Below are 12,873 nucleotides of genomic sequence, written 5' to 3' on the forward strand. Positions count from 1 at the left end.
AACCACGCGCATGGCGCAGGCACATCAGGGCGCGAGACCCCATTTCTCGCATCCAACGCGACAGATTCTGTTGATGTTGATGGCGATCGGCCTGTCCGGGCTGGGTGTGTTTCTGGCGCTGCCCTATGTGTTGCCGGTGTTCTTCGCCAACCCGTACCTGAACGGCTTCATCCTGATGGTGTTCCTGATCGGCGTGTTTGCCTGTTTCTATCAGGTGACACAACTGATCGGGTCCGTGCGCTGGATCGAGGCATTCGTCGGCGGTGTTGTTCGTGAAGACGCCCGCACACCGCAATTGTTGGCACCTCTGGCCTCATTGCTGCGCGAACGGGGTGCGCGGTCGCAGATCAGTTCGACCTCGACCCGCTCCATTCTGGATTCCGTGGCCGAACGGGTCGAGGAAGAGCGTGAAATCACCCGCTATATCACCAACGTGCTGATCTATCTGGGTCTTTTGGGTACGTTCTTTGGACTGGCGACAACCGTACCGGCCATTGTCGATACCATCCGCAGCCTAAACCCGCAGGAGGGCGAGGAAGGGCTGGCCGTTTTCAACCGCCTGATGACCGGGCTCGAGGCGCAATTGCAGGGGATGGGTGTTGCGTTCGGATCGTCTCTGTTGGGTCTGGCCGGGTCGCTGATCGTCGGCTTGCTCGAAGTTTTTGCAGGGCACGGGCAGAACCGCTTCTATCGCGAGCTTGAAGAATGGCTGTCTTCGATCACCCGTGTCGGTTTCGCGGGTGGAGAAGAAGGCGGTGCCGAAATTGCCGTGCTCACGCCGGTGCTGGACGCTATGTCCGAACAGATGGATGCGTTGCAGGATCTGTTTTCAGCGCAGGAAAGCGAGCGCGCCGAGGTTTCCGCCAAGCTGGGTTTGCTGGTCGATGTGATCGGTGAAATGAACAACCGTCAGGCCAATACCGAAGGAGTCACCTCGGCTTTGGAACGCGTGGCGCTGGGTCAGGAAGCCCTGCTGGATCACATGCGCGATCACGGCGCGGGTGAAGGCATCGACGCCGAAAGCCGGATGCGCCTGCGCTCGATGGATGTGCAGCTGCTGCGTATCCTCGAAGAGATTTCGGCGGGCCGTCAGGAAAGCATGAACGAGTTCCGAAAGGATATAGAACTGCTGGTCAAGGCGCTGACCCTGCCGCGCGGTGCGGTGCGTACCACGCCGGAAGGAGAATAACCCATGGCGCTGTCCCGCCGCACCGGTCAACGGTTCCAGGGCTCGGTCTGGCCCGGTTTCGTCGACGCGATGACGGGGCTGTTGATGGTGCTGACCTTTGTGCTGACCATCTTCATGGTGATCCAGTTTGTGCTGCGCGAAACCATCTCGGGTCAGGAAGACGAACTGACCACATTGGCCGACGAAATCGCGGCGCTGGCGGGTGCGCTGGGGCTGGAAGAACGCGAAAACAGCCGCTTGCAGGCGCGGCTTGGGGCGTTGAACACCACCCTGTCGCAGGCTGAAGACGATCTGGCGCAGGCCCAGTCACTGATCGCGTCACTGACCACCGATCGCGACCGTCAGGCTGCCGCATTGGATCAGGCACAGACCCGGATCACCAACTTCGAAGCGCAAGTTGCCGCCCTGCTGGCCGAACAGGAACGGGCACTGGGCGATATTGCAGCGCTTGAAACGCAGCGCGCGCAACTGTTGACCGAGCAAGAGGCGCTGAACCTGGCGCTTGCCCAAAGCCGCGAGGAAATCGACGCGCAGACCGAAGCCGCCCGTTTGGCCGCTGCCCGTCGTGAAGCACTGGAAGCGCTGGTGGCGGATCTGGAGCAAGGCAGCGCCGACCGGGACGCCCAGATCACCTCCCTTGAACAGCAGCTCAGCGATGAAGAGGCCGCCCGTCTGGCCGAAGCTGCCGCCGCCGAGGCATTGCGTAACCGCCTTCAGGATGCCGATGCCGAGCTGACGGCCATGACACTTGCGCTGGAAGCGCAACGCAAAGAGGCCGAAGACACACTCACCCTGCTGGCGGCAGCACAGGCGGCGCGTGCCGCGTTGGAGCGTCAGTTTGGTGACGTGAACCCGGATGAACTGCGGGCCCAGCTTGAAGCCGCTTTGCAGGCGCAGACGCAGGCGCAGGCGGATGCCGACGCACAACGCTCTCTGGCCGAGCAGCGGCAGGCCTTGCTGGACCTCGCCAATGCGACGCTTTCGGATGAAAAAGAAATCTCTGCCGAGGCGCAGCGAGAAGCCGCCCTGCTGAACCAGCAGATCGCCGCCCTGCGCGGGCAACTTGGCTCCTTGCAGGCTTTGCTTGACGATTTCGAAGAACGCAACGCTGCCGCCGAGGTGCAGATTCAGACGTTAGGGCAGGACCTGAACGCCGCACTGGCTCGTGCCGCATCCGAAGAACGCAGGCGCCGTCTGCTGGAAGAAGCGGAACGCCTGCGTCTTGAGGCCGAGGCCGAGGTACTGGCCGGGCAGAACCAGGAATTGGCGGCACAGGCCGAGGACCTGCAACGCTATCGCTCGGAATTCTTCGGTCGTTTGCGGGACGTTCTTGGCGGTCAGGAAGGGGTGCGCATCGAAGGCGACCGGTTTGTGTTCTCTTCCGAGGTTCTGTTCCCGACCGGGTCCGCCGTACTGTCCGCAGAAGGGCAGCAGGAGGTCGCCAAGGTGGCTAACATCCTTCGTAGTGTTGCCGCTGAAATCCCGCCGGGTCTGAACTGGGTGATCCGGGTCGACGGCCACACTGACAACGTTCCTCTGGCAGGGTCGGGCCGGTATCGCGACAACTGGGAGCTCAGCCAGGGTCGCGCGCTGTCGGTTGTGCGCTATATGGTTGACGCGCTGGGCATTCCGCCCAACCGCCTTGCAGCCAACGGGTTTGGCGAATTCCAGCCCGTCAACCCCGCTGATACGCCGGAGGCACACGCGCAAAACCGCCGGATCGAGTTGAAGCTGACTGAAAGGTAAGGCCACTGGCCCTTGGTAGCCACGAAAACAAGCCGCCGATCCGCAACCGGTTATTGGCGATGCGGGCCACAGTGACCCGTGCCGTTGAAAAATCATGGCTGCGCATGTCCGCCAGACGTTTCACGCGCAGCCTAACCGAGACGCCATTGCGACCCTGGGGTAGGCGGGTGAGTCCTCGTCTGTGTTGGGTAAAACAAAAAACCCGCCTTGGTTGGCGGGTTTTCTGTTTGATGCGTCAGGCAATCAATCCGCCGTCAGAAGCGGGGGCTTGTCACCCGAAATACGCGGTTGATCCGGGCCAAGGATCTCAAGATCCAGATCACCCTTCTTGACCGAGACACGGACCACACCGCCTTTTGCCAGCTTGCCAAACAGCAACTCTTCGGCCAGCGGTTTCTTGATGTATTCCTGAATGACACGGCCCAGCGGGCGCGCCCCCATCTTGTCGTCATACCCTTTGTCCGCCAGCCATTCGGCGGCTTTGGGTGTCAGATCAATGGTCACACCACGATCCAGCAGTTGGGCTTCCAGTTGCAGGACGAATTTCTCGACCACCTGCAAAATGACCTCTTTCGGCAGCGGCGCGAACGAGATCACGGCATCCAGACGGTTGCGGAATTCCGGCGTGAACATGCGTTCAATCGCGGCAGTGTCTTCGCCCTCTCGACGGTCACGACCGAACCCGATCGCGGCCTTGGCCTGCTCTTGCGCCCCCGCGTTCGAGGTCATGATCAGCACCACGTTGCGGAAGTTCACTGTACGGCCGTTATGGTCAGTCAGCTCGCCATGGTCCATCACCTGCAACAGGATGTTGAACACGTCCGGGTGCGCCTTTTCAATCTCGTCCAGCAGCAACACACAATGCGGATGCTGGTCGACACCGTCGGTCAGCAGCCCCCCCTGATCGAACCCGACATACCCAGGAGGTGCGCCGATCAGACGGCTGACCGCGTGTTTCTCCATGTATTCCGACATGTCGAAACGCAGCAGTTCAACGCCCAGCGTATCCGCCAGCTGTTTCGCCACCTCGGTCTTGCCCACACCGGTCGGACCGGCAAACAGATAGTTGCCGATGGGCTTTTCAGGCTCCCGCAGGCCGGCGCGCGCCAGTTTGATCGCGCTGGCCAGCGCCTCGATCGCCAGATTCTGCCCAAAGACCACCCGTTTCAGCGAGGCTTCGAGGTCTTTCAGCACCTCGGCATCGTCCTTGGTGACGTTCTTGGGCGGGATGCGGGCGATCTTGGCAACCACGGCCTCAATCTCTTTGACCCCGATGGTCTTGCGCCGTTTGCTTTCCGCCACCAGATGCTGCGCCGCGCCAGCCTCGTCAATCACGTCGATGGCCTTGTCGGGCAGCTTGCGGTCGTTGATGTAACGTGCCGACAGCTCGACTGCGGTTCTGATCGCATCAGCGGTGTATTTGATGTCGTGATGTTTCTCAAAATAGGGTTTCAGACCGCGCAGGATCTTGACGCTGTCTTCAACCGAAGGTTCGTTCACATCGATCTTCTGGAACCGGCGCGACAGAGCGCGGTCCTTTTCAAAATGCTGTCGGAACTCTTTGTAGGTGGTCGAGCCCATGGTGCGCAGCTTGCCGCCCTGCAACGCAGGCTTCAGCAGGTTCGAGGCATCCATCGCCCCGCCCGAGGTTGCACCGGCACCGATCACGGTATGGATTTCGTCGATGAACAGCACCGCGTCGGGGTGCTCTTCCAGCTCGGTTACAACCGCCTTCAGGCGCTCTTCGAAATCGCCGCGATAACGGGTCCCAGCCAGCAGTGCGCCCATATCCAGCGAATAGATGGTGGTGTGTGCCAAGACATCTGGGGCTTCTCCGGCGACGATCTTGTGCGCCAGACCTTCGGCAATGGCGGTTTTGCCCACGCCCGGATCGCCCACCAGCAGCGGGTTGTTCTTGCGGCGGCGGCACAGCACTTGGATACAGCGTTCCACCTCATCCGCGCGCCCGATCAGCGGATCGACATCACCCGCGCGCGATTTCGAGTTCAGGTCAATGCAGTATTTCCCAAGCGCACTTTCTTTTTGTTCCGTGTCGCCGGATCCTGTCTGAGCTTCTTCTTCCACCTGATCCGCACCGGATACCGACCGGCTTTCACCATAAGCGGGGTCTTTGGCCACGCCATGGGCGATGAAATTGACCGCGTCGTACCGGGTCATGTCCTGTTCCTGAAGGAAATAGGCGGCATTGCTTTCGCGCTCGGCAAAAATGGCGACCAGTACATTGGCACCGGTCACTTCGGTCCTGCCCGAGCTTTGCACATGGATCGCGGCGCGCTGAATGACGCGCTGGAACGCTGCCGTCGGTACGGCTTCGGACCCGTCGATATCCGTGACCAGATTTGAAAGATCTTCGTCTATGAACTCAACCAGAGTGCTGCGCAACTCGTCCAGATCGACGCTGCACGCTTTCATGACGCGCACCGCATCGGGTTCTTCCAGAAGCGCCAGCAGCAAATGCTCCAGCGTTGCAAATTCGTGTCGCCGTTCATTCGCAGCCGCAAGGGCCGCGTGGATGGCTTGTTCCAGTGTGCTCGAGAATGAAGGCACGCGGGTGCTCCTCTGTCTTGGGTCAGAAGGGGGCGGGCTTTCGGCCGGAACCCCATCCCAACCATGTCCTCATACTATTAGAGTTTGGTTGATCGTGGCCCGGCTTCAAGGGTTTTCTTTCACTTGACAGTCACATTTGTTGTGACCGTGGCCGTGAAGAGGGGCAAATAAGCATCAGAACCTGTCTTTTCTACCCCGGATTTCGGCGAAAACCGCCGCAGGATCGGCGTTTGCCATACCAAGATGGGCCTGAATCGCCGGATCAGTGGCCCTCAGGAACGGGTTGGTGGCTTTTTCAAGCGCCAAAATCGACGGAACAGTGGCTTCGCCAGCGGCGCGGGCGCGGTCGATATCGGCAATTCGCTGTCTCAACGCAGCGTTCTCGGGATCGACGGTAATGGCGAATTTTGCGTTGGATTGTGTATATTCATGCCCCGAACAGACCTGAGTGTCGTCCGGCAAAGCGGCCAGCTTGCTCAGCGACGCCCACATCTGCGCCGGGCTGCCTTCGAACAGACGCCCACACCCGAGGGCCATCAGGCTGTCAGCGGTAAAGACGACTGCGCTTTGCGGAAAGTAAAACGCGATATGACCAACCGTGTGCCCCGAAACGTCCATCACCGCGACCGGTTCGCCACCCACCTCAAAGCTGTCGCCTTCGGCAACCCGCTGGTCCAGCGGGGGCAGGCGGTGCGCATCGGCGGCAGCACCGATGACCTTTGCAGGGTGTTTGGCCAGAATTTCGGCCAGCCCTTCAACGTGATCCCAGTGATGATGGGTCAGCAGCACATGTGACAACGTCCATCCCCGATCTTCCAGCGCTGCAAGAATCGGCGCGGCTTCGGGCGCATCAATCAGCGCAGTCTGGCCATTGCCGCTGTCATGGGCCAGAAAGGCGTAATTGTCGCTGAGGCACGGGATTGTAACGATTTCAAGAGGCATGGTCTTTTGCCCTTTCATTGCTAGACTGCGCCCAGCTAAGCCGATTGACCGGATGTCCGCAATGCATCTTGATGTGCAGGATCTGAGGAACTTCTACTACCGCAGCACCCTTGGGCGCGCGGCACAGGCGGCTATTCGCGGGCGGCTGACCGAGCTCTGGCCCGAAGCCAAAGGTCAGACAGTTGCCGGTTTTGGCTTTGCCGTGCCGCTGTTGCGCCCTTATCTGGCCGATGCGCGCCGGGTCATCGGGCTGATGCCCGGCCCGCAAGGTGTGATGCCCTGGCCTGCGGGGATGCCCAATGTCTCGGTCCTGACGGAAGAGACCCGGTGGCCCATTGAAACCGGTCACGTGGACAAGCTTGTGGTGATGCACGGGCTGGAAACGTCCGAGCGGCCAAACCAGCTGCTGGAGGAATGCTGGCGCGTTCTGGGCCCCGGTGGCAGGGCCGTGTTCATTGTTCCGAACCGGGCGGGTCTGTGGTCACGTACGGACAAAACGCCATTTGGCTTTGGCCGTCCCTATTCCGCCACTCAGCTGGAAAATCAGCTCAGGTCGCACTACTTCCTGCCCGAGGCGCATTGCTCGGCTCTTTACATGCCGCCGTCCTTCCGGCGGTTCTGGTTGAAGTCGGGCAGTCTGATCGAAAAAACCGGCCAGCGTATTCCAACTGTCATGGCGGGCGGGGTGTTGATGGTCGAGGTCACAAAGAACATTCATCCGCCCCGGGGCAATGTCACCAAACATGCCATCAGGAAGCCGATCAAGGCGCTTGACGGTCTGCTAAAGCCTGCGTGACAACCGTGTGCATCCCAAAGTGACAAATTCGCGAGAAAAAAGTCACAGGAATCGCAAAAACCTGCATATTCGTAACATTTTTCAACTGCCGCGACCGGTCCAAACGGTCGCACTTGGTGTAAGTGTATGAAAATTAACATTTTGTGGATAAATCTGTTACCGCTATAGCGTATTGCTTGGTTGGTTCACCTCTGCTACATCCCCGGTGATTTTGATCCCCGACCGTCTGGCCGGGGTTTCCTCACGCCCCAAAGTAGCGGCCGCTACCCAAAATCGGGGCCTCAAATATCGGAAGGGTGGACGTGTCCGAACCAGCTTCGATTTCCACAGGCATCGCCGAGCGCTATGCCACCGCGATCTTCGAGATCGCAAAAGAGAATAATGACCTTGCGGGTCTGGAATCCGGCATCAATGATCTGGCAGCAGCACTGGGCGACAGTGCCGACCTGCGCGACCTAATCGCATCGCCGCTGGTTTCGCGTACTCAGCAGGAAGCTGCGATCACCGCAATTGCTGACAAGATGGGCCTGAACGCCATCCTGCGCAATACGCTGGGTCTGATGGCGCAGAAACGCCGCCTGTTTGTTGTGCCGCAACTGGTGCAGGTGCTGCGTGACATGCTGGCTGATGAGCGTGGCGAAGTGACCGCCGATGTCGCCTCGGCCAAGGCGCTGACCAAGACACAACTGGAAAAACTGTCCAAGACGCTGTCCGAGCGTGTGGGCAAGACCGTAACTATCAATGCGACCGTTGATGAAAGCCTCATCGGCGGTCTTGTCGTCAAAGTGGGCTCGAAAATGATCGACAGTTCGATCCGTTCGAAGCTGAACTCCCTACAGAATGCAATGAAAGAGGTCGGATAAATGGGAATCCAAGCTGCAGAGATTTCTGCAATCCTGAAGGACCAGATCAAGAATTTTGGTCAGGAAGCCGAAGTGGCCGAGATCGGTCGAGTGCTGAGCGTCGGTGACGGGATTGCCCGTGTATATGGCCTGGACAACGTTCAAGCCGGTGAGATGGTCGAATTCCCCGGCGGCATCATGGGGATGGCGCTGAACTTGGAAAGCGACAACGTCGGTGTCGTTATCTTCGGTTCTGACCGTGACATCAAAGAAGGTGACACCGTCAAGCGCACAAACTCGATCGTGGACGTTCCAATCGGTGACGAGCTGCTGGGCCGTGTTGTTGACGGTCTGGGCAACCCGCTGGACGGCAAAGGTCCGATCAATGCCACCAAGCGCGGCGTTGCAGACGTCAAAGCACCCGGTATCATTCCGCGTAAATCGGTGCACGAACCGATGGCAACCGGCCTGAAATCGGTTGACGCGATGATCCCGATTGGCCGTGGCCAGCGCGAGCTGATCATTGGTGACCGCCAGACCGGTAAAACCGCCGTGGCTCTGGACACCATCCTGAACCAGAAAGTCTATAACGAAGCAGCGGGCGACGACGAGTCGAAGAAACTGTACTGCGTTTACGTTGCGATCGGTCAGAAGCGTTCGACCGTAGCCCAGTTGGTGAAGAAACTGGAAGAATCCGGTGCGATTGAATATTCGATCGTTGTCGCCGCAACCGCGTCCGACCCGGCACCGATGCAGTTCCTGGCACCCTATGCCGCAACCGCGATGGCAGAATATTTCCGTGACAATGGCCGTCACGCGCTGATCATCTATGATGACCTGTCGAAACAGGCCGTGTCCTATCGTCAGATGTCGCTGTTGCTGCGTCGCCCGCCGGGCCGCGAAGCCTATCCGGGTGACGTTTTCTACCTCCACTCCCGCCTGCTGGAACGTTCGGCAAAGCTGAACGAAGACTTCGGTGCTGGTTCGCTGACGGCTCTGCCGGTTATCGAGACCCAGGGTGGTGACGTTTCCGCCTTTATTCCGACCAACGTGATCTCGATCACCGACGGTCAGATTTTCCTGGAAACCGAACTGTTCTATCAGGGCATCCGTCCTGCTGTGAACACCGGTCTGTCGGTTTCGCGTGTGGGCTCGTCGGCTCAGACCGACGCGATGAAATCGGTTGCCGGTCCGGTCAAGCTGGAACTGGCTCAGTATCGCGAAATGGCGGCCTTTGCGCAGTTTGGTTCCGACCTCGACGCCGCAACCCAGCAGCTTCTGAACCGTGGTGCGCGCCTGACCGAGCTGATGAAGCAGCCGCAGTACTCGCCGCTGACCAACGCGGAAATCGTCTGCGTCATCTTCGCTGGCACCAACGGCTATCTCGACAAGATCGATGTATCTGACGTTGGCCGCTACGAGGCCGGTCTGCTGGCGCATCTGCGCGGCAAGCACGCAGACCTGCTGAAGTGGATCACCGACGAAGATCCAAAGATCAAAGGTGAAGCGTCCGACAAACTCAAAGCAGCGATCGACGAATACGCCGCGACCTTCGCTTGATAGGAGGTTCCGATGCCTAGTCTGAAGGACCTTAAAAACAGGATCGAGTCGGTCAAATCGACCCGCAAGATCACCAAGGCCATGCAGATGGTCGCGGCCGCAAAACTGCGCCGCGCCCAGGAATCTGCCGAAGCCTCGCGCCCTTATGCCGAGCGGTTCAATGCCGTGATGGCGGGGCTGGCGGCGTCGGTTGGGGGCAGCGACAGCGCCCCCAAGCTGCTCCGTGGTACGGGCAGTGATGATGTCCATCTGCTGGTTGTGCTGACAGCTGAACGCGGCCTGTGTGGCGGCTTCAACTCGAACATCGCCAAGCTGGCCCGCCAGAAGGCGGAAGAGCTGCGCGGCAAGGGCAAGACGGTCAAGATCCTGACCGTCGGCAAGAAAGGCCGTGACGCGCTCAAGCGTGATTTTGGCGATCTGTTCGTTGGGCATGTGGACCTGAGTGAGGTCAAGCGTCTGGGTTATTCCAACGCGCAGGACATCGCAAAGGACATCCTGTCCCGCTTCGACGGGGGCGAGTTCGACGTTGCCACGATCTTCTATTCGAAGTTCGTCAACGTTGTGACCCAGATCCCGACGGCACAGCAGGTCATCCCCGCCTCGTTCGAGGAATCGGAAGGTGACGACAGCGGTGCCATCTTCGACTACGAGCCCAGCGAAGAGGCCATTCTGGCCGACTTGCTGCCCAAGGGGGTTGCGACCGCGATCTTCTCGGCTCTGCTCGAAAACGGAGCGTCTGAACAGGGCGCGCGGATGTCCGCAATGGACAATGCGACGCGCAACGCGGGTGAGATGATCGACAAGCTGACGATCCAGTTCAACCGCTCGCGTCAGGCCGTGATCACCAACGAGCTGATTGAAATTATTTCCGGCGCCGAGGCGCTGTAGAGACAAACCGGAGACGAAACATGGCGAATGCAAAAGGCAAAGTCACACAGATCATCGGGGCCGTCGTCGACGTGCACTTCGAAGATCAGCTGCCTGAAATTCTGAACGCGCTGGAAACCACCAACAATGGCAAGCGCCTGGTGTTGGAAGTTGCTCAGCACCTGGGTGAAAACACTGTCCGCACCATCGCGATGGACGCGACCGAAGGTCTGGTCCGTGGCGAAGTGGTCACCGACACCGGTTCACCGATCTCGGTTCCGGTTGGCAATGCCACCCTGGGCCGCATCCTGAACGTCGTCGGCGAGCCGATCGACGAAAAAGGTCCGGTAGAGGCGACCGAAGTTCGCGCTATCCACCAGCCCGCACCGACCTTTGCCGAACAGTCGACCGAGTCGGAAGTTCTGGTCACCGGCATCAAGGTGGTTGACCTGCTGGCCCCTTACGCCAAAGGCGGTAAGATTGGCCTGTTTGGCGGCGCCGGCGTTGGTAAAACTGTTCTGATCATGGAACTGATCAACAACATCGCAAAAGTGCACTCGGGCTTCTCGGTGTTTGCGGGTGTTGGTGAACGGACCCGTGAAGGCAACGACCTGTACCACGAGATGATCGAATCGAACGTGATCAAGCCGGACAACCTGTCGGAAAGCCAGGTGGCCCTGGTTTACGGTCAGATGAACGAGCCTCCGGGTGCGCGTGCGCGTGTTGCTCTGACCGGTCTGACCCTGGCCGAGCAGTTCCGCGACCAGTCTGGTACCGACGTTCTGTTCTTCGTCGACAACATCTTCCGCTTCACGCAGGCGGGTTCCGAAGTGTCGGCTCTGCTGGGTCGTATCCCGTCCGCTGTGGGCTACCAGCCGACACTGGCCACTGACATGGGCGCCCTGCAGGAACGCATCACCTCGACAAAGGCCGGATCGATCACTTCGGTGCAGGCGATCTACGTGCCTGCGGACGACTTGACCGACCCCGCGCCGGCAACTTCGTTTGCGCACCTCGACGCGACCACCGTTCTCAACCGTGCGATCTCGGAAAAGGGTATCTACCCTGCGGTTGACCCGCTCGACTCGACCTCGCGCCTGCTCGACCCGGCCATCGTCGGGGAAGAGCACTACAAGGTTGCGACCGACGTTCAGCAGATCCTCCAGCGCTACAAGTCGCTGCAGGACATCATCGCCATCCTCGGCATGGACGAACTGTCGGAAGAGGACAAGCTGACCGTGGCCCGTGCCCGTAAGATCGAACGCTTCCTGTCACAGCCGTTCGACGTGGCCGAGGTCTTCACCGGCTCGCCGGGGGTTCAGGTTCCTCTGGATGTCACCATCTCGTCGTTCAAGGCCGTTGTGGCTGGCGAATACGATCACCTGCCCGAAGCAGCCTTCCTGATGGTTGGCGGCATCGACGAAGTGATCGCCAAAGCCGAAAAAATGGCAGCAGCAGCCGCCTAAGGAGTATCCCTGATGGCAAACACGATGCATTTCGACCTCGTCAGCCCCGAGCGGAGCTTAGCTTCGCTCGAGGTCACCGCGGTCCAGATTCCCGGCGCAGACGGGGACATGACGGCGATGCCCGATCACGCCCCCATCATCACAACGCTGCGCCCCGGTCTGCTGAAGGTTGAGGCACCCGAAGGGTCCAGCGAATACCTGGTCACCGGCGGGTTTGCCCAGATCAACGGCGACAGCCTGTCGGTTCTGGCCGAAAAGGCGGTTCCGGTTTCGGAAATCACCCGTTCGCATATGGACGAGCTGATTGCCGAGGCACGCGCCTCGCACGAAGCGGCAAAGGGCGGCGACGATATGTCGATCGTCGACGAAGCCGCCAAGCTGCTGGCCGACATGGAAGCGCTTGGGACGCATATGAGCCTGTAATTGGCTTAACAGTGAAAAATTGGAACGGCCTCGCGATTGCGGGGCCGTTTTTTTGTCGTGCTTTTGCCAAAAAGCAGGGATAAGTTGCGGAAATTCAAGTATAATGATGAAAACATGAAAAAATTTCTGACCCATCCCATTGGCATCGATCAAGGTGAAAGTGTTCTGTTTTCGGAATTTGCCGAAGGCGGGGACATGTGGACTGGCGAAGGCCCCCGCGAACGTCGGAAACCCATCCAATTCAAGGACACGTTTCTTAGCCCGCCCATGGTTCAGATCGGGATTTCCCTTTGGGATGTCGACACATCATCAGCCCTGCGCGCCGAGGTTCAGGCAGAAAATGTCACCACAGAAGGGTTTGAAGCGGTGTTTCGTACATGGTCCGACACGCGGATTGCCCGCATCCGGATCAGCTGGACCGCGTTTGGAGAGGTGGCACACCCGGACGACTGGGACATTTCCTGATCCTGGGCT

The 12,873-nt window shown here is 59.5% G+C and carries 11 protein-coding genes; 9 read left to right on the forward strand and 2 right to left on the reverse strand.

Annotated elements, in window-relative coordinates:
- Positions 1-10: 10 nt before the first annotated feature.
- On the forward strand, positions 11-1,189 hold the full coding sequence (locus ACR0BK_RS04640; RefSeq protein ID WP_480553907.1) for a biopolymer transporter ExbB: 1,179 nt from the start codon (positions 11-13) through the stop codon (positions 1,187-1,189).
- A gap of 3 nt (positions 1,190-1,192) precedes the next feature.
- Positions 1,193-2,935: a peptidoglycan -binding protein gene (locus ACR0BK_RS04645; RefSeq protein ID WP_480553908.1), complete on the forward strand. Its 1,743-nt coding sequence runs from the start codon at positions 1,193-1,195 to the stop codon at positions 2,933-2,935.
- 243 nt (positions 2,936-3,178) lie between these two features.
- Here ACR0BK_RS04645 and clpA read toward each other — a convergent pair whose 3' ends face one another.
- Together clpA and gloB are read right to left on the reverse strand one after the other, a co-directional pair.
- On the reverse strand, positions 3,179-5,503 hold the full coding sequence (gene clpA, locus ACR0BK_RS04650; RefSeq protein WP_480553909.1) for an ATP-dependent Clp protease ATP-binding subunit ClpA: 2,325 nt from the start codon (positions 5,501-5,503) through the stop codon (positions 3,179-3,181).
- Between the two features lie 174 nt (positions 5,504-5,677).
- Positions 5,678-6,445, reverse strand: a complete 768-nt coding sequence (gene gloB / locus ACR0BK_RS04655; protein WP_480553910.1) for a hydroxyacylglutathione hydrolase — start codon at positions 6,443-6,445, stop codon at positions 5,678-5,680.
- Between the two features lie 61 nt (positions 6,446-6,506).
- On the opposite strand from gloB, the gene ACR0BK_RS04660 reads away from it, so the two are divergent.
- The 7 genes from ACR0BK_RS04660 to ACR0BK_RS04690 all read left to right on the forward strand — a co-directional run bounded on the left by ACR0BK_RS04660 (position 6,507) and on the right by ACR0BK_RS04690 (position 12,864).
- Complete coding sequence (locus ACR0BK_RS04660; protein ID WP_480493592.1) at positions 6,507-7,241, forward strand: class I SAM-dependent methyltransferase; 735 nt, start codon at positions 6,507-6,509, stop codon at positions 7,239-7,241.
- Between the two features lie 302 nt (positions 7,242-7,543).
- Positions 7,544-8,104 carry a F0F1 ATP synthase subunit delta gene (locus ACR0BK_RS04665; protein WP_480493594.1) on the forward strand — a complete coding sequence of 187 codons (561 nt, stop codon included), beginning with the start codon at positions 7,544-7,546 and terminating at the stop codon, positions 8,102-8,104.
- Positions 8,105-9,643, forward strand: coding sequence for a F0F1 ATP synthase subunit alpha (gene atpA / locus ACR0BK_RS04670; RefSeq protein ID WP_480475432.1), 1,539 nt, complete (start codon positions 8,105-8,107; stop codon positions 9,641-9,643).
- Positions 9,644-9,655: 12 nt separating this feature from the next.
- Complete coding sequence (locus ACR0BK_RS04675; protein ID WP_480482282.1) at positions 9,656-10,531, forward strand: F0F1 ATP synthase subunit gamma; 876 nt, start codon at positions 9,656-9,658, stop codon at positions 10,529-10,531.
- 20 nt (positions 10,532-10,551) lie between these two features.
- The gene (gene atpD, locus ACR0BK_RS04680; protein ID WP_480475437.1) at positions 10,552-11,976 is read left to right on the forward strand and encodes a F0F1 ATP synthase subunit beta; all 1,425 of its coding nucleotides are present in this window, start codon (positions 10,552-10,554) and stop codon (positions 11,974-11,976) included.
- A 12-nt stretch (positions 11,977-11,988) separates the two neighbouring features.
- Positions 11,989-12,399, forward strand: coding sequence for a F0F1 ATP synthase subunit epsilon (locus ACR0BK_RS04685; protein WP_480553911.1), 411 nt, complete (start codon positions 11,989-11,991; stop codon positions 12,397-12,399).
- Between the two features lie 114 nt (positions 12,400-12,513).
- Positions 12,514-12,864 carry an H-type lectin domain-containing protein gene (locus ACR0BK_RS04690; protein ID WP_480553912.1) on the forward strand — a complete coding sequence of 117 codons (351 nt, stop codon included), beginning with the start codon at positions 12,514-12,516 and terminating at the stop codon, positions 12,862-12,864.
- Positions 12,865-12,873 lie beyond the last annotated feature (9 nt).

Source organism: Ruegeria sp. AF1 (assembly GCF_056542125.1).

Excerpts from the sequence above, each read along its gene's own strand:
- ACR0BK_RS04640 (WP_480553907.1), top strand. The coding sequence starts at position 11 with ATGGCGCAGGCACATCAGGGCGCGAGACCCCATTTCTCGCATCCAACG.
- gloB (WP_480553910.1), bottom strand. The coding sequence starts at position 6,445 with ATGCCTCTTGAAATCGTTACAATCCCGTGCCTCAGCGACAATTACGCC.
- ACR0BK_RS04675 (WP_480482282.1), top strand. The coding sequence starts at position 9,656 with ATGCCTAGTCTGAAGGACCTTAAAAACAGGATCGAGTCGGTCAAATCG.
- atpA (WP_480475432.1), top strand. The coding sequence starts at position 8,105 with ATGGGAATCCAAGCTGCAGAGATTTCTGCAATCCTGAAGGACCAGATC.
- atpD (WP_480475437.1), top strand. The coding sequence starts at position 10,552 with ATGGCGAATGCAAAAGGCAAAGTCACACAGATCATCGGGGCCGTCGTC.
- ACR0BK_RS04685 (WP_480553911.1), top strand. The coding sequence starts at position 11,989 with ATGGCAAACACGATGCATTTCGACCTCGTCAGCCCCGAGCGGAGCTTA.
- ACR0BK_RS04660 (WP_480493592.1), top strand. The coding sequence starts at position 6,507 with ATGCATCTTGATGTGCAGGATCTGAGGAACTTCTACTACCGCAGCACC.
- ACR0BK_RS04690 (WP_480553912.1), top strand. The coding sequence starts at position 12,514 with ATGAAAAAATTTCTGACCCATCCCATTGGCATCGATCAAGGTGAAAGT.
- ACR0BK_RS04645 (WP_480553908.1), top strand. The coding sequence starts at position 1,193 with ATGGCGCTGTCCCGCCGCACCGGTCAACGGTTCCAGGGCTCGGTCTGG.